This is a genomic window from Janthinobacterium sp. SUN026, from assembly GCF_030397625.1.
Lineage (GTDB): Bacteria > Pseudomonadota > Gammaproteobacteria > Burkholderiales > Burkholderiaceae_D > Janthinobacterium > Janthinobacterium kumbetense.
The window spans coordinates 1,386,198-1,404,890 of the sequence record NZ_JAPQNU010000001.1; the positions used below are offsets into that span (position 1 = coordinate 1,386,198).

The 18,693-nt window shown below is 62.6% G+C and carries 20 protein-coding genes; 13 read left to right on the forward strand and 7 right to left on the reverse strand.

All coding sequences use genetic code 11. From position 1 onward, the window contains the following. Window positions 1-22: 22 nt before the first annotated feature. The 10 genes from nuoL (at window position 23) to OX459_RS06375 (ending at window position 9,647) form a co-directional block, all read left to right on the forward strand. Window positions 23-2,125 carry an NADH-quinone oxidoreductase subunit L gene (nuoL, locus tag OX459_RS06330; protein WP_099667161.1) on the forward strand — a complete coding sequence of 701 codons (2,103 nt, stop codon included), beginning with the start codon at window positions 23-25 and terminating at the stop codon, window positions 2,123-2,125. A 29-nt stretch (window positions 2,126-2,154) separates the two neighbouring features. Beyond that, on the forward strand, window positions 2,155-3,654 hold the full coding sequence (locus OX459_RS06335; RefSeq protein ID WP_251351432.1) for an NADH-quinone oxidoreductase subunit M: 1,500 nt from the start codon (window positions 2,155-2,157) through the stop codon (window positions 3,652-3,654). Between the two features lie 16 nt (window positions 3,655-3,670). Then, the gene (nuoN, locus tag OX459_RS06340; RefSeq protein ID WP_099667163.1) at window positions 3,671-5,173 is read left to right on the forward strand and encodes an NADH-quinone oxidoreductase subunit NuoN; all 1,503 of its coding nucleotides are present in this window, start codon (window positions 3,671-3,673) and stop codon (window positions 5,171-5,173) included. 3 nt (window positions 5,174-5,176) lie between these two features. Then, the gene (locus OX459_RS06345) at window positions 5,177-5,500 is read left to right on the forward strand and encodes a DUF2818 family protein (RefSeq protein WP_289904229.1); all 324 of its coding nucleotides are present in this window, start codon (window positions 5,177-5,179) and stop codon (window positions 5,498-5,500) included. A gap of 75 nt (window positions 5,501-5,575) precedes the next feature. Then, window positions 5,576-6,133, forward strand: a complete 558-nt coding sequence (locus OX459_RS06350) for an NUDIX hydrolase (RefSeq protein ID WP_070255807.1) — start codon at window positions 5,576-5,578, stop codon at window positions 6,131-6,133. Between the two features lie 8 nt (window positions 6,134-6,141). Next, the gene (locus OX459_RS06355; protein WP_180278728.1) at window positions 6,142-6,837 is read left to right on the forward strand and encodes a hypothetical protein; all 696 of its coding nucleotides are present in this window, start codon (window positions 6,142-6,144) and stop codon (window positions 6,835-6,837) included. A 12-nt stretch (window positions 6,838-6,849) separates the two neighbouring features. Continuing rightward, window positions 6,850-7,563 carry a 2-C-methyl-D-erythritol 4-phosphate cytidylyltransferase gene (gene ispD, locus OX459_RS06360; RefSeq protein WP_289904230.1) on the forward strand — a complete coding sequence of 238 codons (714 nt, stop codon included), beginning with the start codon at window positions 6,850-6,852 and terminating at the stop codon, window positions 7,561-7,563. A 20-nt stretch (window positions 7,564-7,583) separates the two neighbouring features. Continuing rightward, entirely contained in the window at window positions 7,584-8,087 is a 504-nt protein-coding gene (ispF, locus tag OX459_RS06365; protein WP_289904231.1) for a 2-C-methyl-D-erythritol 2,4-cyclodiphosphate synthase, read from the forward strand. A 36-nt stretch (window positions 8,088-8,123) separates the two neighbouring features. Further along, window positions 8,124-9,287 (forward strand): PQQ-dependent sugar dehydrogenase, encoded by a 1,164-nt coding sequence (locus OX459_RS06370; protein WP_289904232.1) that lies wholly within the window; start codon window positions 8,124-8,126, stop codon window positions 9,285-9,287. Window positions 9,288-9,344: 57 nt separating this feature from the next. Beyond that, the gene (locus OX459_RS06375; protein ID WP_251351441.1) at window positions 9,345-9,647 is read left to right on the forward strand and encodes a hypothetical protein; all 303 of its coding nucleotides are present in this window, start codon (window positions 9,345-9,347) and stop codon (window positions 9,645-9,647) included. Window positions 9,648-9,650: 3 nt separating this feature from the next. On the opposite strand, the gene OX459_RS06380 is transcribed toward OX459_RS06375, so the two are convergent. Beyond that, the gene (locus tag OX459_RS06380) at window positions 9,651-10,865 is read right to left on the reverse strand and encodes an MFS transporter (protein WP_289898450.1); all 1,215 of its coding nucleotides are present in this window, start codon (window positions 10,863-10,865) and stop codon (window positions 9,651-9,653) included. A gap of 92 nt (window positions 10,866-10,957) precedes the next feature. On the opposite strand from OX459_RS06380, the gene OX459_RS06385 reads away from it, so the two are divergent. Further along, window positions 10,958-11,578, forward strand: a complete 621-nt coding sequence (locus OX459_RS06385; RefSeq protein WP_077407037.1) for a TetR/AcrR family transcriptional regulator — start codon at window positions 10,958-10,960, stop codon at window positions 11,576-11,578. Here the strand turns inward: OX459_RS06385 and OX459_RS06390 are convergent, their stop codons facing one another. After that, the gene (locus OX459_RS06390; RefSeq protein ID WP_099667171.1) at window positions 11,579-11,917 is read right to left on the reverse strand and encodes an MmcQ/YjbR family DNA-binding protein; all 339 of its coding nucleotides are present in this window, start codon (window positions 11,915-11,917) and stop codon (window positions 11,579-11,581) included. It abuts the gene before it with no gap. A 518-nt stretch (window positions 11,918-12,435) separates the two neighbouring features. Between OX459_RS06390 and OX459_RS06395 the strand changes: the two genes are divergently transcribed. After that, a complete protein-coding gene (locus tag OX459_RS06395; RefSeq protein ID WP_099667172.1) occupies window positions 12,436-13,092 on the forward strand; it encodes a CCXG family PEP-CTERM protein in 657 nt (218 codons plus the stop codon). A gap of 74 nt (window positions 13,093-13,166) precedes the next feature. Here OX459_RS06395 and OX459_RS06400 read toward each other — a convergent pair whose 3' ends face one another. From OX459_RS06400 to OX459_RS06420, 5 genes are all read right to left on the reverse strand, one after another. Then, a complete protein-coding gene (locus OX459_RS06400) occupies window positions 13,167-14,147 on the reverse strand; it encodes an FHA domain-containing protein (protein WP_289904235.1) in 981 nt (326 codons plus the stop codon). Then, on the reverse strand, window positions 14,144-15,544 hold the full coding sequence (locus OX459_RS06405; RefSeq protein ID WP_289904237.1) for a serine protease: 1,401 nt from the start codon (window positions 15,542-15,544) through the stop codon (window positions 14,144-14,146). Before OX459_RS06405 ends, OX459_RS06400 begins: the two co-directional genes overlap by 4 nt. 69 nt (window positions 15,545-15,613) lie before the next feature. Then, window positions 15,614-16,267 carry a GTP cyclohydrolase II gene (gene ribA, locus OX459_RS06410; protein ID WP_077407024.1) on the reverse strand — a complete coding sequence of 218 codons (654 nt, stop codon included), beginning with the start codon at window positions 16,265-16,267 and terminating at the stop codon, window positions 15,614-15,616. A gap of 160 nt (window positions 16,268-16,427) precedes the next feature. Then, the gene (locus OX459_RS06415) at window positions 16,428-16,829 is read right to left on the reverse strand and encodes a DoxX family protein (protein ID WP_289904238.1); all 402 of its coding nucleotides are present in this window, start codon (window positions 16,827-16,829) and stop codon (window positions 16,428-16,430) included. Window positions 16,830-16,856: 27 nt separating this feature from the next. Next, window positions 16,857-17,558 carry a pirin family protein gene (locus OX459_RS06420; protein WP_289904239.1) on the reverse strand — a complete coding sequence of 234 codons (702 nt, stop codon included), beginning with the start codon at window positions 17,556-17,558 and terminating at the stop codon, window positions 16,857-16,859. A 166-nt stretch (window positions 17,559-17,724) separates the two neighbouring features. Between OX459_RS06420 and OX459_RS06425 the strand changes: the two genes are divergently transcribed. Next, entirely contained in the window at window positions 17,725-18,651 is a 927-nt protein-coding gene (locus tag OX459_RS06425; RefSeq protein ID WP_251351450.1) for a LysR family transcriptional regulator, read from the forward strand. Window positions 18,652-18,693 lie beyond the last annotated feature (42 nt).

The window sequence follows — 18,693 nt, forward strand, 5'->3', positions numbered from 1 at the left end:
ATAATAACGATTAAGGTTCATCATGGCGGGGCAACTCCTCAACCCTAACCTCCTTCTTGCCGTACCGCTGGCGCCGCTGGCCGGTGCCGCGATTGCAGGCTTGCTTGGCACCCAGTTCCTGGGTAATTTGGTCGGACGCAAGACGTCGCATACCGCGACGATCCTGGGCGTACTGATTGCGTTCATCCTGTCCGTGCAGACATTGCTGGCAGTGATGGATGGCGCGACATTCAATGGCACGATCTATAACTGGATGACGATCGGCACCCTGAAGATGGAAGTGGGCTTCCAGATCGATTCGCTGTCGGCGATGATGATGTGCGTGGTCACCTTCGTCTCCCTGATGGTGCACATTTACACGATCGGCTACATGAAGGATGACGAAGGCTACAACCGCTTCTTCGCCTACATCTCGCTGTTCACGTTCTCGATGTTGATGCTGGTCATGGCCAACAACTTCCTGCAACTGTTCTTCGGTTGGGAAGCAGTGGGCCTGGTCTCTTACCTGCTGATCGGTTTCTGGTACCAGCGTCCGACGGCCATCGTGGCCAACATGAAGGCTTTCCTCGTCAACCGCGTGGGCGACTTCGGCTTCATCCTGGGCATCGGCCTGCTGCTGGCCTACGCCGGCACCATGAACTACCAGGAAGTGTTCGCCAAGAAAGACGAACTGGCACTGCTGAGCTTGCCGGGTACCGACTGGGCCCTGCTGACCGTTGCCTGCATCTGCCTGTTCATCGGCGCGATGGGCAAATCGGCGCAGTTCCCGCTGCACGTGTGGCTGCCTGACTCGATGGAAGGTCCTACCCCGATTTCGGCACTGATCCACGCCGCGACGATGGTGACGGCCGGTATCTTCATGGTCTCGCGCATGTCGCCGCTGTTCGAGCTGTCCGACACGGCACTGTCCTTCATCCTGGTGATCGGCTCCATCACGGCGCTGTTCATGGGCTTCCTGGGCATCATCCAGAACGACATCAAGCGCGTCGTCGCTTACTCGACCCTGTCGCAGCTCGGTTACATGACCGTGGCGCTGGGTTCGTCCGCCTACTCCGTGGCCGTGTTCCACCTGATGACGCACGCATTCTTCAAGGCACTCCTGTTCCTGGGCGCCGGTTCCGTCATCATCGGCATGCACCATGACCAGGACATCCGCAACATGGGCGGCCTGCGCAAATACATGCCAATCACGTGGATCACTTCCCTGGTCGGTTCGCTGGCCCTGATCGGCACGCCGCTGTTCTCCGGTTTCTACTCGAAAGACAGCATCATCGAAGCCGTCGAAGCGACGCACATCTGGGGCGCTGGCTTTGCCCAGTTCGCCGTGCTGGCTGGCGTGTTCGTTACCGCCTTCTACTCGTTCCGCATGTATTTCCTCGTCTTCCACGGCAAGGAACGTTTCGGCCAGCCGCATGCGCACGGCCATGACGACCATCACGCACCGAAAGCGGCCCATGGCGCGCACGGCGATGCACATGACGACCATGGTCATGAAGAAGAGGAAGACGACCACGGCCACCACGGTCTGGAACCTGGCCAGAAGCCGCATGAATCGCCGTTCGTCGTGTGGTTCCCGCTGGTGATGCTGGCGATTCCTTCGCTGATCATCGGTTACCTGACGATCGGCCCGATGCTGCATGGCGACTTCTTCAAGGGCGTGATCTTCGTTGGCGAAAACCATCCAGCGATGGAAGAGTTGTCGCATGAATTCCACGGCGCAATGGCGATGGCGATCCACGGCCTGTCGACGGCACCGTTCTGGCTGGCATTGTCCGGCGTGGTGGCAGCCTACTACTGCTACATGGTCAACCCGCGTGTACCGGCCTGGTTCTTTGCCAAGTTCCACGCGATCCACACCCTGCTGGACAACAAGTACTACATGGACAAGTTCAATGAAGTCGTGTTCGCCGGCGGTGCCCGCTTGCTGGGTAATGGCCTGTGGAACTTCGGTGACAAGAAGCTGATCGATGGCCTGCTGGTCAACGGTAGCGCCAAGGTCGTCGCCTGGCTGTCCTCGCTGTCGCGAGTGTTGCAGACCGGCTACATCTATCACTATGCATTCGTGATGATCCTGGGCGTGCTGGGCTTCCTGATCTATTTCCTGCCATTCTGGCCCGCTAAGTAAGCTGACCTGATAAAAGAATACTGAGAACCATGATGCAGTCTACGATTTCTACACTACCTCCTTACCTGAGTCTGTCGATCTGGGTGCCGATCATTTGCGGCGTCCTGGTCCTGGCTCTCGGCCGTGACAGTAAAGCGGGCTTTACCCGCTGGCTGTCGCTGGCCGGCGCGGTGCTCAGCATGCTGTGCACCTGGCCCCTGATCCAGCATTTCGACAACGCCGCACACGGCATGCAATTCGTCGAAAAAGCACCGTGGATTGAAACCTTCAATATCTGGTACTCGCTGGGTATCGACGGCCTGTCCCTGTGGTTCGTGCCACTGACAGCTTTCATCACCGTCATCGTCGTCATTTCCGCTTGGCAAGTGATCGAGAAGCGCATCGCCCAGTACATGGGATCGTTCCTGATCCTGTCGGGCCTGATGATCGGCGTGTTCTGCGCGCTGGACGGCTTGCTGTTCTACTTCTTCTTTGAAGCAACCCTGATCCCGATGTTCATCATCATCGGTATCTGGGGCGGTTCGAACCGCGTGTACGCGTCGTTCAAGTTCTTCCTGTACACCTTCTTCGGTTCGCTGCTGACCCTGGTTGCCATCATCTACCTGCGCAATGTGTCGGGCACTTTCGACATCCTGGCCTGGCATGCGTTCAAGCTGACGATGAACGAACAGATCTTCATCTTCCTGGCCTTCCTGATGGCGTTTGCCGTCAAGGTACCGATGTTCCCCGTGCATACGTGGTTGCCGGACGTCCACGTGGAAGCGCCTACGGGCGGTTCCGCCGTGCTGGCCGCCATCATGCTGAAACTGGGCGCCTACGGCTTCCTGCGTTTCTCGCTGCCGATCACGCCGGACGCCAGCCACTACCTGTCGGGCTTCATGATCGCCTTGTCGCTGATCGCCGTCATCTACATCGGTCTGGTTGCCCTGGTGCAAACCGACATGAAAAAACTGGTTGCCTATTCGTCGATCGCGCACATGGGTTTCGTGACCCTGGGCTTCTTCATGTTCAACGACATCTCGGTGCAGGGCGGTATCGTGCAGATGGTCTCGCACGGCTTCATCTCCGGCGCCATGTTCCTGTGCATCGGCGTGCTGTATGACCGCATGCATACCCGCAACATCGCCGACTACGGCGGCGTCGTGAACCGCATGCCGAAATTTGCCGCCTTCTTCGTGCTGTTCTCGATGGCCAACTGCGGTCTGCCAGCGACGTCCGGCTTCGTCGGCGAGTTCATGGTGATCCTGGGCGCGGTGAAATTCAACTTCTGGATTGGTCTGCTGGCTGCAACGGCACTGATCTGGGGCGCGGCGTACTCGCTGTGGATGGCCAAGCGCGTGGTGTTCGGCAAGATCAAGAACAAGCATGTGGCCGAATTGACCGACATCAACAAACGTGAATTCTTCATGCTTGCTGTGCTGGCCATCGCCGTGCTCGTGATGGGTCTGTACCCAGCCCCGTTCACCGACACGATGCAAACTTCGGTTGCCGACCTGCTGCAGCATGTCGCCATCAGCAAGTTGCCTTAAATAGAAGACCGATAACATGACTAATGCACCTAATCTGGTACCGCTGTACGCGGAAATCTTTCTGCTGATCGCCACGTCGGCGCTCTTGCTGATCGATATGTTCTTGCCTGCGGCGAAGCGTTCGATCACTTACGTGCTGGCCTTGCTGACCCTGGCCGGCTGCGCCTTGCTGACCGTGGGCGACTTCAACGCGGGCACCACCGTCTACACGTTCAATAACATGTTCGTGTCGGACCCGATGTCGCAGTTGCTGAAACTGTTCTCCTACGGCGCCGTGGCGCTGACCCTGATCTACTCGCGTGCCTACGCCACCGACCGCAGCATGCTGTCGGGCAACCTGGGCGGCGAGTTCTACGTGCTGGCCCTGTTTGCACTGCTGGGCCAGATGATCATGATCTCGGCTAACAACTTCCTGATCATCTACCTGGGTCTGGAACTGATGTCGCTGTCGCTGTACGCACTGATCGCCTTGCGCCGTGACAATGCCAAGGCCACGGAAGCGGCCATGAAATACTTCATCCTGGGCGCACTGGCTTCCGGTTTCATGTTGTACGGTATCTCGATGCTGTACGGCGCGTCCGGTACCCTGGACCTGGGCGAACTGCGCGTGGCGCTGGAAAACGGCAAGACCAACGGCACCATCATGGTCTTCGGCCTGGTGTTCCTGGTAGCCGGCCTGGCCTTCAAACTGGGCGTCGTGCCATTCCACATGTGGGTGCCTGACGTGTATCAAGGTTCGCCGACGGCAGTGACCCTGCTGCTGGGCGCGGCGCCGAAACTGGCCGCGTTTGCCATCACCCTGCGCCTGCTGGCCGAAGGCTTGCTGCCGATGGCGCATGATTGGCAGCAAATGCTGCTGGTGCTGGCCGTGATGTCGCTGGCGATCGGTAACTTCACCGCGATCGCGCAAACGAATTTGAAGCGCATGTTGGCGTACTCGACCATCGCACAAATGGGCTTCGTTCTGCTGGGCTTGCTGTCCGGTACCGTGGATGCACCGAACAACACCCTGAACGCGGCTGGCGCAGCCACCGCCTACGGCGCCTCAATGTACTATGTCATCACCTATGTGTTCACCACCCTGGGCACCTTTGGCGTGATCATGTTGTTGGCACGTAATGGTTTCGAAGCAGACGAACTGGCCGACTTCAAGGGCCTGGGCAAACGCAGCCCGATCTTCGCGCTGGTGATGACCCTATTCATGTTCTCGCTGGCCGGCGTGCCGCCGCTGATGGGCTTCATGGCCAAGTACTCGGTGCTGGCATCGGTATTGGCCACGGGCCAGCTGTGGCTGACCATCGCCGCCGTGCTGTTCTCGCTGATCGGCGCCTTCTACTACCTGCGCGTCGTGAAGATGATGTGGTTCGACGAGCCGACGGACAGCAATGCGCTGGTCGTGCATGGCGACATGCGCGTCGTGCTGGCCCTGAACGGCGTGTTCGTCCTGGCGCTGGGTGCGATGCCTAACAGCATCCTGGCTGCCTGCGCGACCGCCATCACCAAGACCCTGGCGTCCTGACCGATGGATGTGACCGTCTCGAGCTGGCTGGTGATCGCCCTGGGCATCCTGGGCGCCAACCTGCCTTTCCTGAACGAGAAACTGTTTGCCGCCGTGCCCTTGAAAAAGGCGGCGCAAGCAGGGCAAGGCTGGCGCAAGCCGCTGGCGCTGCGCCTGCTGGAGATGGTGATTCTGTACTTCATCGTCGGCGCCGTGGCGTTCGCGCTCGAAGCGCGCATCGGCAACGGTTTCCCGCAGACGTGGGAGTTCTATGCCATCACCGGCTGTCTGTTCCTGGTGCTGGCTTTTCCCGGCTTTGTCACACGCTACCTGCGCAAACGACACTAGCCCCATCGACCGAAAGCGGCGCCTCTGGCGCCGTTTTTTTTTATTGAGCATAATCAAGGTATGGATACTGAACGCATGGACATGAATTTAACTGAGACCAAGGTGGACGGCGAGCTCGTCTACCAGGGCGGCTTCCTGCGCGTGCAGCGCGACCGGGTTGCGCTGCCGGACGGCAAGATCACGGCGCGCGAATTCGTCCTGCATCCGGGCGCCGTCGTCATCCTGCCGCTGCTCGACGATGGCACGGTGCTGATGGAACGGCAGTACCGTTATCCGCTGGACCGGGTCTTCATTGAATTCCCGGCCGGCAAGATCGACGCGGGCGAATCGCACCTGGCCTGCGCCCAGCGCGAGTTGCTGGAAGAAACGGGCTATACGGCCAGCGACTGGCAATTCGTCTCCACCATCCACAACGCCATCGCGTATTCGGACGAGCACCTGGAACTGTTCCTGGCGCGCGGGCTCGTGGCCGGCGAACGCCAGCTCGATGAAGGCGAATTCCTGGAAACGTTCACGGCCACCGTGCCGCAGCTGCTCGACTGGGTCAAGGATGGCACCATCACGGACGTGAAAACCGTCATCGGCATCTTCTGGCTCGACAAGATTACCAGCGGCGCCTGGCAGCCGGCTTGATCCTGCGCATGCGCACGGCGATCTTCCTGTTGCTGGCGTCAGCCAGCCTGGGCGCCCACGGGGCGGCGCGCACGCCGTTCCAGGTGCGCTGCGAAGACACGATCAGCAAGACGGTGTCCGTGCTGACGGCGCAGCAGAACGGCTACAGCATCGACACGCATCTGCCGTACAAGGCCCTGACCGTCATGAAGGGCACGGCGCGCGCAAATACCTGGGTGCTGGGCTTGACGAAGACCGAGTCGCGCGTGGCCATCGCCCTGGCCGGTCCCATGCTGCAAGATCCGGCCAGCGGCTACGAATGCGTGGCGCCGCAGATTACCGTCACCCTCACGTATGCGCCCGTGGTGATCTATATCGGCCGCGAATTTGCCCCGGGCACTTGCGCGTATGATGAGATACTGGCGCACGAACTGCGGCACATGAAAACCTATATGGAACACTTGCCGCGCGTGGAAAAGACCGTGCGCGCCGCGCTGGCGAAGCGCTTCGAGGCGCGGCCCCTGTATGCGCCCAGCGGCACGGCCAAGGCGGCGCTGGCGCGCGAGATCGACACGGGCTGGTTGCCGTACGTCAAGGCCGAAATGCGCAAGGTGGAAATTTTGCAGGCGGCCATCGATTCTCCGCAGGAATATGCGCGCCTGGGCAAGGCGTGCAATGGTGAGATCCAGAATATCCTGGCGGGCAAGACAGCGCCCGCCAACTAGACAAGGAATGGCATGACAGCAGCACCGAATCGCCCCCGTTATTTTGCCCTGATCCCCGCCGCCGGCGTGGGCGCGCGCATGGAAGCGGGCAGTCCCAAGCAATATTTACCCATCGCCGGCAAGCCCATGCTGCGCCACGCGCTCGACGCCTTTCTCGCCAGCCCCCTGATCGCGCATACCTATGTCGTCGTCAGCGCCGAGGATGGCCAGATCGACGCCGTCGTGCCGGTGCAGGGCGTAGGCTCGGGCGTCACCGTGCTGCGCTGCGGCGGCGCGACGCGCATGGAAACCATCCTGAACGGCCTGCAGGCCCTGCACGGCAGCATAGCCGCCCACGACCAGGTGCTGGTGCACGACGCGGCGCGCCCTGGCCTGACGCCGGCGCTGATCGCAACACTCATCGCCGAAGTCGCTGACCATCCGGCAGGCGGCTTGCTGGCCTTGCCCGTGGTCGACACCGTCAAGCGGGCAGGGCAGAACAACCTGTCGGCGCAGACGGTGCCGCGCGACCATTTATGGCTGGCGCAGACGCCGCAGATGTTCAGCTATGCGCTGCTGCACCGGGCCCTGTCGCAAGCGCCCGATCCGCAAGCGATCACGGACGACGCCAGCGCCGTCGAAGCGTTGGGCCTGGCGCCCAGGCTGGTCGAAGGCCACCCGCGCAACCTGAAGGTGACCTTGCCGCGCGACATACACACGGCCGAGCTGTACTTGGCCCATCCTTGAATCCTGAACAGAAAGACCGCATGACGACCATCACCACTCCCGTACTGCCTTTCCGCATCGGCCAGGGCTATGACTGCCACGCACTGGTGGAAAACCGCGACCTGATCATCGGCGGCGTGAAAATCCCCCATCACCTGGGCTTGCTCGGCCATTCCGACGCGGACGTATTGCTGCACGCGATTACGGACGCCATCTTCGGCGCCGCCGCGCTGGGCGACATCGGCCGACATTTCCCCGACACGGATGCGCAATTCAAGGGTGCCGATTCGCGCACCCTGCTGCGCGAAGCCGTGCGCCGCGTGCAGGCGACCGGTTATATCATCGGCAATATCGACGCCACCATCATCGCCCAGCGCCCGAAAATGGCGCCGCATATCGCCGCCATGTGCGTCAACGTGGCCGACGACCTGGGCGTGAGTGTGAGCCAGGTCAACATCAAGGCCAAGACGAATGAAAAACTGGGCTACCTGGGCCGCGAAGAGGGTATCGCGGCCGAAGCCGTGGCCTTGCTGCTGCGCGCCTGATACGCCACCGACCATCGACCACTGACAGGAGAGAGCATGTTCCAGCTACGCCGTACCAGCATCCTGCTTGCATGGGCACTGGCCGCCGCGCCAGCGGCCCACGCCGAACTGCAAGCCACGGGCGAACCGCCCGCCGCGAAACAGCCGTGGAAAGCCGTTACCGTGGCCGAAGGCGTGCGTCAGCCGTGGGGCATCGCCTGGCTGGGCGAGGGGCGCGCGCTCGTCACCAGCAAGCAGGGCACCTTGCATTTGCTCAATGGAAAGACTTTTACCGACGTGGCGCTGGAAGGCATGCCCAAGGTGTTTACGGGCGGGCAGGGCGGCTTGCTCGATATCGTCCTGCACCCGCAGGATGCGGGCAAGGCGCAGCAGCGCGTCTACATGACGGTGTCGACTGGCAACAATGACGCCAACCGCACGACCCTCGTGCGCGGCGTGTTCGACGGCAAGAAGGTGACGGGCATCCAGACCCTGTTCAAGGTCGCTACGGACAAGAGCGGCGGCCAGCATTTCGGCTCGCGTCTGCTGTGGCTGCCGGACGGCACTTTGCTGATGAGCGTGGCCGATGGCGGCAACCCGCCGCTGCGCATCGGCGACCGCCTGGCGCGCGAGCAGGCGCAAAACCTGGCCACGCACCAGGGTTCCATCCTGCGCCTGACGGAAGACGGCAAGCCGGCGCCCGGCAATCCGCTGGCCGCCAAGGGCGCCTTGCCGGAAATCTGGTCGTATGGGCACCGCAACGTGCAGGGCCTGGCGCTCGACCCCGTTTCCGGCCGCGTATGGGCCACGGAACACGGTCCGTATGGCGGCGACGAGCTGAACCTGGTGGTGGCGGGCGGCAACTATGGCTGGCCCCTGCAAAGCTATGGCGCCGACTATACGACGCATGAACCCGTCGGCAAGCACGAAGTGGCCGGCATGCTCAACCCAAGCGTGGCTTGGGTGCCGTCGCCGGCCCCGTCCGGATTGGCTGTCTACACGGGCGACAAGATTGCCGCCTGGCGCGGCAGCATCTTCAGCGGCGGCCTGGCGGCCAAGGATATCCGCCGCATCGCCGTCGATGCCAGCGGCAAGGTGACGGGGCAGGACCGCCTGGCCATCGGCGCGCGCGTGCGCGACGTGCGCCAGGGACCGGATGGCTACCTGTATGCGCTGACGGATGAAGACAACGGCCGCCTGCTGCGCATCGTGCCGCAGTAGCACGGCAGGCGCCCACTTCGCTTAAGATGGCGCCTTTACTTCATTCAAGGTGGCGGCATGGCCCGTGATACTTATGCATACCGGCACGTCGCCGTCGAATCGCGCGCGATTAATGGCCGCGTGGAAATCCGGCCCGTGCCGGGCCAGGCCTTTTCGCCGGAGCTGGCCGTGCAGTGCTCGCGCCGCCTGGCCGACCTGCAGCGCCATCCGCTGGGCAGCCGCTTTTTACTTTTTGCCAAGCTGACGGACCGCCTGGGCGGCACGCCCTTCCTGTATGCGTATCACGGCGACGCGGACGTGGTGATGACGCCGGCCGAAGTGACGAAATTCCTCGGAGAATTCCGCCGCGGCCGCATCTGATTCCTAGGAGGCGATGCAGGCCGCGCCGGCCTTGGCGCCGGCCTGCGGCTTGCCGAAGATAGCGATCGTCAAGCCGCAGCCGAGGGCGAACAAGCCGCCGACGACCATCGCGCTGGACACGCCCAGCCGGTCGACGGCCACGCCTCCCAGCAAGGCGCCGGACGCCAGCGACACTTGCACGATGGCAACGAAGAGCGCGCTGCTGCCTTCCATCAGCTCCGGCGCCGCCTTGAACATCCACGTCTGCACGGCGATCGGCATGGCGCCGAAACCGAAGCCCCACACGGCCACCAGCAGCATGGCGGTAAGCGAATGGCTGCCGAACGCGGCCAGGGCAAGGGTGGACACGCCCAGCACGGCGCCCGTCGCCATCAGCGCGGCCCGTTCATAGCGGCCGGCGGCCCAGCCGCCCACGAGGTTGCCGATGAAGCCGGAAGCGCCGTACACGAGCAGCATGGCGCTGACCGTGCCGGCCGCCAGGTGCGAGATTTGCGTAAGGAAAGGCGCGATATACGTGTAGGCGGCGAACTGGCCTGTGAACAGCATGGCCGTGGCGATCAGGCCCAGCCTGGCCTTGCGGATGCCGAAAATCATCGGCAACTGGCGCAGGCGGATGGCTTGTGTCGGCGGCAGCTTGGGCAGCAGCAACAGCTGGCCGAGGAAGACCAGCACGGCAATGGCGCTGGCCGCGCCGAACGCGACCCGCCAGCCCACCAGATCGCCCACCAGCGCGCCGGCCGGCACGCCCGCCACCGTGCCCAGCGAGACGCCGGCGAAGATGATGGACATGGCGCGCGAAGCATGCTGCGGCGCCACCAGGCGCGGGCCGATGGCGCTGCCGATGGCCCAGAAGCCGCCCACGCCCACGCCCAGCATGGCGCGGCCCAGCAGTATCCACGCATACGAAGGGGCCAGCGCCACCAGCAGGTTCGAGGCCACCAGCAGGGCCGTCAGGGCCAGCAGCACGATGCGGCGGTCCAGGCGGCCCGAGCCGACGGTGACGAAGATGGCGGCAAAGGCGGCAACGATGCCGGGCGTGGTGATCATCAAGCCCGCCTGGCCCTTGCTGATGGCCAGTTCGGCGGCCATGGCGGGCAGCAGGCCGACGGGCAGGAATTCGGAAGTGACGAGGGCGAAGGCGCCGATGCCGACGGATAAGACGGCCAGCCACGGCGCCACGGTGGTATCGTCGTCGGTAGCGTTGGAAAGTGTATGCATGAGAGGTTCCTGAAAAGCCGAGAGGTTTTTAACCGGTCGGTATATAATCAGGGCAGGTGGACATTGTTGTCAATAATTTTTTACCGAACGGTATGAAACAAGATAAAAAAGAAGAGGCGGTCAAGGCGAAAACGGGGCGGCCACGCACGTTTGACGCGGACGAGGCGCTCGATTGCGCCATGAAAGTATTCTGGGAAAAAGGCTATGAAGGCAGTTCCTTGCCGGAATTGACGAAAGCCATGGGCATGAACCGGCCCAGCCTGTATGCCGTCTTCGGCAACAAGGAACAATTGTTCCACAAGGCGCTCGAGCGCTACAGCGATACGCGCATGCGGTTTTTCGATGCGGCGCTGGAACAGCCGACGGCGCGCCAGGTGGTGGAAGCCTTGCTGACGCAATATGTCGACGCGCAAACGATGCCGGACGGCCCGCACGGCTGCATGGGCGTCAATGCGGCGCTCGCCTGCAGCGACGATGCCTTGCCGATCCGCGATGAATTGTTCGCGCGCCGGCTGCGCGGTGAAATCAAGCTGCGCGACCGCTTGCGGCGCGCGAAGGAAGAGGGGGATTTGCCGCCCGATTCCTGTCCGGAGCAGCAGGCGCGCTTCGTCGTGACCCTGTCGCAGGGCATGGCCATCCAGGCGGCGGCCGGCGTATCTCGCGAGCAATTGCAGCAGATGGTGGGCTTGCTGCTGCGCAATTGGCCGATGTAACTACTCCGTCGGGGCGATGGTCTTGGCCAGGTCGCTGGGCGCCTTGCGCCGCCAGGCGGCCGTCAGGGCGGCGGCCAGCATGTCCAGCTCGGCATCCGCCAGGCGCACCGTGATACCGGCCAGGCGTTCGCCCCACCACAGCTTCTCGCAGCCGGACGGCGTGATGACGGTGGCGATGTGCGCCGCTTCCGCATCGAGCAGCACATTGATGTGCTCGTCATCGGGCAGGGTGGCGAAGATCTTCCCGCCCACGCGGAAGGCCGGACGGTCGTGGTGTTCTTCCTCGGTGGCGTCGGGAAACGACAGTGCCAGATAGCGTAGTTCTTCCAGGTCGACCATTCCTCTTTCCCCCAGTTCGGATAGATAGCAGCGTGACTACATTTTGCCATGCTGTTTCGCCGCGTGGTGCAGCTGCATGCGAAAAGAAATGCGCAAGATGCGACACTGGCGCGCGCGCTTGTGGCGCTTGCGCGACAGGTCCGGCCAGCGCGCCAGGGGTAAAATGCCCATCCCGGCAGGCTTGTTCAGCCTGTTTCAAGGTACTTATCATATAAATATCTTACATGGCTAAAAGAAAAATACTTTTCTTCTAGGGAATTTAAGATAGAATAGATTCAACGTTTCACCTGACCCGTCAATTGTCTGGTTTTGTCCCGGGAACCCGAACCCTTTCCAGGACGCTTGCAGTGCCGCCATGGCACGCCGCAAGTCCGCGAAGTTTTGCGGAAGCCACGCCCCCGACCGCTCATTCTTGCAATTCTTGCGCTATGCCGACACGCCTCAATGCAGCGTGTATTCAGCTCAAGCGCCTTCACGCCTGTTGCGCCCGTTGAATACTTATTGACTGGATACCCATTATGAAAAACTTGCCTAAAATCGCTTTGTCCCTGATCGCCGTTGGTGTGTTTGCCCACGCGAACGCCAGCACCATCACCGTTTCCACCGGCTACTCGAATGCCGGCGCGCAGGCGTCCGCCGCCGCTTACCAGTCCGTTGTGAATGCCGCCGTGGCCACGCCGGGCGCCGGCTATGGCACGACGACGATTGCCAGCTACAACAATGTCACGAATAGCAGCCTGTTCGGCAGCGGTTCGAATATCGCCTTCAAGTCGGTGATCAACTTTGGCGTCAGCGCGGCCGATGCGGGCGCCTGGAGCTTCCGCAGCGGCGTCGATTTCGGCAAGGGCGGCGCCCTGTTCCTCGACGGCGTGGCGCTGGATTTCAAGAGCAGCGACCTGTGGTGGGCCGGTAACTACAATAGCAGCAGCCAGTTCCTCGCCGGTTCGGGCACTTTGGCTGCAGGCAACCATACCTTGAGCATCTTCGGCCTGGAAGGCTGCTGCGATGGCGGCCAGCAAGTCCAGTTCAAGGCGGGCAACAACAATTTCGCCAGCTTTTCCAGCACCGACGGCCTGGTCTCGGCCGTGCCGGAACCAAGCACCTATGCCATGCTGCTGATCGGCCTGGGCTTGCTGGGCTTCACGGCGCGCCGCAAGCAGGAAGCCAAGTTTTAAGCGCACGTCCCGAGCGCACGTAAAAAAGCCCGCCGCTCCGTCAGGATGCGGCGGGCTTTTTGCTTGATAGCGGCTTAGTCGCCGCTGTCTTCGTCTTCGTCGGCGCCCTTGGCCGCCTGGCCGCGCTCGGCATCGACGGCGCGCTGCAGGCTGGCCGCGTCGCGGAAGAAGGCGTCCGTCGTGTGATCCGGGCCCAGGCGCAAGGCTGGCGGGTAGATCACGGCCATGTAGGCTTCGTCGGCCAGGCGGCCGCTGGCCTGCAGGTTGCTCAGCAGGATCAGGGTCGAGCCGACGATGGCCAGCACGACGGCGACGAGGCCGAAGCGGCGCGGATGCTGCGGCTTGATCGTGCACAAATGGTAATAGATCATCGCGCATACAATGACGATGAACATATGCCGTCCGTAGCGCGTCAGCACTTCCAGCGACAGCGCATACGCCGTCACATTGCTGCCCAGTTCCCACACTTCCATGGCCAGCAAGCCGCAGCCGATGATGAACAGGTGGCGGCCGAAACGCGCCCCATGGCCAAACAGGCGGTTTGCCACGGCCCAGATCGACGCCCACACGAGGCCGCCGGCCAGCGCGTAGGCGATGATCATCAGGTAGGAAATTGGCTCGAAGGCGTCCGCATCGCTCAGCCAGTTGCTGAAGGCTGCCGAGGCGCCGATCATGGCCAGGCCGGCGATGGCGGGGCGCAAGCCTTCCCAGTCGTGCCGGGTCGTGTCGCCCAGTTCGGGCGCCACCGGGTGGTCGCTGGCGCGCACGCGCAGGCGCGTGTGGCCCAGGCGCACGATGCTGTTGCCCGTCATGGCCACCTGCAGTTGCCGCTGGCCCCGGTGGATCACGCCATTCTGGCTGCCCAGGTCGCGCAGCAGCAGGCCGCCTGCGCCGTCGTCTTCGACGATGGCGTGCGCGGCGGCCGTATGCGCGTCGTCGAGGATGAAGTCGTTGTCGTAGCCGCGCCCGATGCGGATCGGCAAGGTGGCTATGCGCTGGCGTTGCCGCACCTCGCCATTGTCGGCGAGGATTTCGATGAAGTATGGTGCTTTCATGGCTTGCGGCGGCTTTCCCGCGACAGCGCTTCGAGGAAGGTGCGCGTGACGCGCATGCCGTTGGCGTAGGACACGCCGCGCGCGTCGATGCGGCTTTGCAGGCTCATGAGTGGCTCATCGGTGCTGGCGGCCAGCAGGGCAAAGTCGTACAGGCCGGTAAACTTGCGGTAGGCGCGCACGCACAGGACGGCGCGCAGGGGCAGGGTCTTGTTCTTGACGAATTGTTCGGTGCATTGCGGGCCCGTCAGGCTGGCGCTCTTGTAACTGCCGAAACTTTCATTCTTGAACGAAGCGCTGGCCAGTTCGGAAAAGCGCAGGGCGCCCAGACCGCTGCTGCGCAAAAATTCGTGGCGCATCGACACTTGCCCCGTCTGCAGGGCGCCGGAGATGAAGATGGCCGATTCCATGGCGCAGCTGGTGTTGTCGAGCATGTAGGGCTTGTCGGACTTGACGTTGGAGCGGCCCCAGCAGCGCATCTGGTCGGACTCGCGCACGGGCACGCGGTACGGGCCCATTGCTTTCAGGCTCAATGGCGTGTCGAGCAGGCGCGCCAGCATGACTTCCTGGTGCGCCAGCAGTTGCGCCGTCACCAGCGGCTTGAAGTCCTTCGGCGCCTTGCCCTGCTGCGCCACCTTGGCCAGCAATTGCTGGGCATAGCGGGCAGGCACGAGAAAACTGACGAGTTCGCCATCGAGGCGTTTCGACACATTCACGCCGGCCACGTCGCCATTCGCCGTGACGCTGGGGCCGCCGCTCATGCCGGAATTGATCGGTCCCGTAAACATCAGCTGATCGTAGAAGCTTCGTGTGACGACGCCATTATAGGAACCTTCCGAAATGGCGAAACCCAGGTCCAGCGGATTGCCCATCGAATACAGGTATTGCCCCTGCGTCAAGGGCGCCAGCCCTTCCGGCATCTTGAAGAAACCCGTGCCATGGCGGTTCACGCGCAGCACGGCCAGGTCGTGCAGCACGTCGACGGCCAGCAATTCCACATTGCCGCGCTGGCCGCTCGTGTCGACCCATTCGCCCACGTAGGTATCGGGGTCGAGCGCGAATTGGGAGACCACGTGATAGTTGCTCACCACCAGGTCGCCCGTGCCGATCAAAAAGCCGGAACCCACGGACGACTGCGTACGGCCGTTTTTCAGCAGCACGCGCACTTGCAGGATGTCGGCGCGCGCCGCCGTGTACAGCTTTTGCGCGGCCGACGAGGGCGGCGGCAGGGCCGCATGTTCGGTGGCGGCGGGCGCGGCGGTGGCCGGCGGCGGCTTGATGGGGGGAGTCGAAGCGGTGGTGGCCGCGGCAGGCGCGGCAGGTACAGGCGCCGCGGCCGCGTGTGCGCCTGCGGCAGCGCACAGGCTGGCCAGCAAGCAGGCGTAGTTAGATAATTTCATGCATCCTTTGTGCGTGAGCAGGAGCGCGGCCGGCGCGGCGCGGTATCGCGCACGCGCCGGCCCGGGGGACTACAGGGCGCCGTCTTCCAGCGCCGGCGCCGTTTGCGGCGTCATCATGTGACCGAGCTTGCTTTGCTTGGTATTCAGGTAGTGCTGGTTGAAGGCGTTGCGGTTGACCAGCAGCGGCACCCGTTCGGCCACCGTGATGCCCAGCGCTTCCATGGCGGCGATCTTGCGCGGGTTGTTCGTCATCAAGCGCAGGCTGTGGATGCCGAATTGCGCAAACATGGGCTTGCACAGGGTGTAGTTGCGCGCGTCGGCCTTGAAGCCCAGCTGTTCATTCGCCTGCACCGTGTCGGCGCCCGCTTCCTGCAGGCGGTAGGCGCGGATCTTGTTGATCAAGCCGATGCCGCGTCCTTCCTGGCGCAGGTACAGCAAGATGCCGCGGCCTTCTTCGGCGATGCGTTTCAAGGCGCCCTCGAGCTGGGCGCCGCAGTCGCAGCGCTGCGAAAACAGCACGTCGCCCGTCAGGCACTCGGAATGCACGCGCGCCAGCACTGGTTCGCCGTTGCCGATATCGCCCAGCACCATGGCCAGGTGTTCTTTACCAGTGGCGTGCTCGACAAAGGCGTGCAGGGTGAACTGGGCCCACGGCGTCGGCAGTGCGCAGGAAGTCGTGTAATCCAATTCGCCTGTCGCCAGGAGGTCTGCGCCGCTTTGCATGGTTGTGCTCATATAGGTTATTGTCAAAAATAAAAGGCGCGCGACACCACTCCGGTGCCGGCGCGCCCTGTCATCATACCAAAAAGCAGGGGAAGCCATTTCCCCTGGCTGAGATTTGAAAGCTGGAATGCCTGGTGATATTGCTCTAATTGCGGCCGGATCAGCCTTTTACAAGACGGCCGGCCTTGCCGAAGCCCCGCTCCACCAGCAACAGCATGCCGCCGAAGATAGACAGGTTCTTCAGGAAGTTCGTCAACTGGTCCTGGAAGTGGGTCGCGTCCGCGCTCCAGAAGGCGTGGAAGATCACGGTGGTGGGAATCAGGAACAGCGCCAGGGCCAGCGCCGCCCAGCGCGCCTGCCAGCCCGTGATCAGCAGCAAGCCGCCGCCCACTTCCAGGACGATCACGCCCACCAGCAAAATATTGGCGATTGGCAAGCCTTGGCTGGCCATGTAGCCGGCCACCCCCGCGAAGGCGCCGATTTTCAGCAAGCCCGAGACAAAGAACAGCACGCCAAGGGCAGCACGGCCGAGGGGGAGCAATACATTGGTTTTGTTTTCCATGATTTTCTCTTTCTGTATATTTATCAATTATTTGGGTAAGTCGAAGACCAGGAATTCCGCGTCCTCGGGTTGCGTGATGATCACACTGGCTTCCTGCGTCAGTTTCAGCGCATCGCCCGCTTTCAAGGGCGTGCCGTTGACCACCAGGCTGCCGCGGATCAGGTGCACATAGGCGAGGCGGCCTTCTTCCAGCGCGTGTTCGGCCTGTTCGCCTTCCTGCAGAATGCTGGCGTAGATGGCCGCATCCTGGTGGATCAGCACGGAACCTTGGCGGCCGTCGGAGGAAGCGATCAGGCGCAGCTTGCCCCGTTTGCTGTCCGGCGCGAAGTGTTTCTCTTCATAGCTGGGCGGAATGCCCGTCACGTTCGGCTGGATCCAGATCTGCAGGAAGTGCAAGCCATCCGTGTTCGAATGGTTGAACTCGCTGTGGCGCACGCCGCTGCCGGCGCTCATGCGCTGCACATCGCCGTAGTGCAGGACGGAGCCGGTGCCCATGCTGTCCTTGTGTTCCAGCGCGCCGTCGAGCACATACGAAATGATTTCCATGTCGCGGTGGCCGTGCGTGCCGAAACCCTGGCCTGGCGTGACGCGGTCTTCATTGATCACCAGCAAGGGGCCAAAGCCCATGTGCAACGGATCGTGATAGCTGCCGAAGGAAAAGCTGTGGTGGGAATTGAGCCAGCCGTGGTTGGCGGCGCCGCGTTCTTCGCTGTGACGAATCTGTAACATGGTGGACTCCGTTTCTATAAGTTAATGTGCGATAATTTCGAAGGACCGTTGCCTGGCGCTACGCCGCGGCTCTTTTCTGCCCTTCGCTGTACGATGAACAAAGTATAGGCCCCTGTGCAGGGAAAGAAAAACGGAAAATCTTGCGACCTATGATCGAAAAAATCGAATGTTAAGACTGAGCCTGGAAGCCCTGCAAATCGTCGACGCCATCGACCGCCGCGGATCGTTCTCGTCGGCCGGCAAGGAGTTGCACAAAGTCCCGTCCACCATTTCCTATACGGTGGCCAAGCTGGAAGATGACCTCGGCGTGCAAGTGTTCCAGCGCAACGGGCCGAAAGTCATGCTGACGGCGGCCGGCCAGGAATTGCTGAAAGAGGGCCGCTACCTGCTGAAGGCAGCGCAGGACCTCGAACACCGCGTGCGCCGGGTGGCGTCCGGCTGGGAAACGGAATTGTCCATCGGCATCGATTCCATGTTTTCCGCCGTGGCCCTGGCCGACGACGTGCGCGCCTTTTATGACGTGGCGCAGCAGACGCGCTTGCGCCTGTCGCAAGACACCCTGTCGGGCACGTGGGAAGCGCTGCTGGACCGGCGCGCCGACTTGCTGGTGGGCGCGCCCGGCGACGGGCCGGCGGGCGGCGGCTATATCGCGCAGCCGATCGGCATGCTCGACTTCGTGTTTGCCGTGGCGCCCACGCATCCGCTGGCGCAGGTGCAGGAGCCCTTGTCGCGCGGCCACCTGCAGCAGCACCGGGCCGTGGTGGTGGCCGATTCGGCGCGCCAGATGGCGCCGCGCACGGTGGGCCTGCTGCTGGGGCAGGATGCCTTGAGCGTGCCGAACATGCAGGTCAAGTTCGACTATCAGGTGCTGGGGCTGGGCTTTGGCTTCCTGCCGGGACCGTGCGCCCGCGCCGCCATCGCGCGTGGCTTGCTGGTGGAAAAGGCCGTGGAAGAGCCGAAACCGTCGGAAACGTTTTACCTGGCCTGGAGAGTGGGTGAGGATGGCGCGGCGCTGCGCTGGTGGATGGCGCGCATGCGCGAACCGGATGTGTTTGCCCGCCTGGCGCAGCATCTGCCGGGCCATTCGGCGTAGGTCTTAAAATGTTGACATACGCCAACATTTTTAAGTTACCAT

Bases quoted from the DNA above. Each gene is read 5' to 3' on its own strand.
- ispF (WP_289904231.1), top strand. From the start codon at position 7,584: ATGACGACCATCACCACTCCCGTACTGCCTTTCCGCATCGGCCAGGGC.
- OX459_RS06370 (WP_289904232.1), top strand. From the start codon at position 8,124: ATGTTCCAGCTACGCCGTACCAGCATCCTGCTTGCATGGGCACTGGCC.
- ribA (WP_077407024.1), bottom strand. From the start codon at position 16,267: ATGCAAAGCGGCGCAGACCTCCTGGCGACAGGCGAATTGGATTACACG.
- OX459_RS06375 (WP_251351441.1), top strand. From the start codon at position 9,345: ATGGCCCGTGATACTTATGCATACCGGCACGTCGCCGTCGAATCGCGC.
- OX459_RS06405 (WP_289904237.1), bottom strand. From the start codon at position 15,544: ATGAAATTATCTAACTACGCCTGCTTGCTGGCCAGCCTGTGCGCTGCC.
- OX459_RS06345 (WP_289904229.1), top strand. From the start codon at position 5,177: ATGGATGTGACCGTCTCGAGCTGGCTGGTGATCGCCCTGGGCATCCTG.
- OX459_RS06355 (WP_180278728.1), top strand. From the start codon at position 6,142: ATGCGCACGGCGATCTTCCTGTTGCTGGCGTCAGCCAGCCTGGGCGCC.
- OX459_RS06350 (WP_070255807.1), top strand. From the start codon at position 5,576: ATGGACATGAATTTAACTGAGACCAAGGTGGACGGCGAGCTCGTCTAC.
- ispD (WP_289904230.1), top strand. From the start codon at position 6,850: ATGACAGCAGCACCGAATCGCCCCCGTTATTTTGCCCTGATCCCCGCC.
- nuoN (WP_099667163.1), top strand. From the start codon at position 3,671: ATGACTAATGCACCTAATCTGGTACCGCTGTACGCGGAAATCTTTCTG.
- OX459_RS06335 (WP_251351432.1), top strand. From the start codon at position 2,155: ATGATGCAGTCTACGATTTCTACACTACCTCCTTACCTGAGTCTGTCG.
- OX459_RS06395 (WP_099667172.1), top strand. From the start codon at position 12,436: ATGAAAAACTTGCCTAAAATCGCTTTGTCCCTGATCGCCGTTGGTGTG.
- OX459_RS06390 (WP_099667171.1), bottom strand. From the start codon at position 11,917: ATGGTCGACCTGGAAGAACTACGCTATCTGGCACTGTCGTTTCCCGAC.
- OX459_RS06385 (WP_077407037.1), top strand. From the start codon at position 10,958: ATGAAACAAGATAAAAAAGAAGAGGCGGTCAAGGCGAAAACGGGGCGG.
- OX459_RS06420 (WP_289904239.1), bottom strand. From the start codon at position 17,558: ATGTTACAGATTCGTCACAGCGAAGAACGCGGCGCCGCCAACCACGGC.
- OX459_RS06400 (WP_289904235.1), bottom strand. From the start codon at position 14,147: ATGAAAGCACCATACTTCATCGAAATCCTCGCCGACAATGGCGAGGTG.
- OX459_RS06415 (WP_289904238.1), bottom strand. From the start codon at position 16,829: ATGGAAAACAAAACCAATGTATTGCTCCCCCTCGGCCGTGCTGCCCTT.
- OX459_RS06425 (WP_251351450.1), top strand. From the start codon at position 17,725: ATGTTAAGACTGAGCCTGGAAGCCCTGCAAATCGTCGACGCCATCGAC.
- nuoL (WP_099667161.1), top strand. From the start codon at position 23: ATGGCGGGGCAACTCCTCAACCCTAACCTCCTTCTTGCCGTACCGCTG.
- OX459_RS06380 (WP_289898450.1), bottom strand. From the start codon at position 10,865: ATGCATACACTTTCCAACGCTACCGACGACGATACCACCGTGGCGCCG.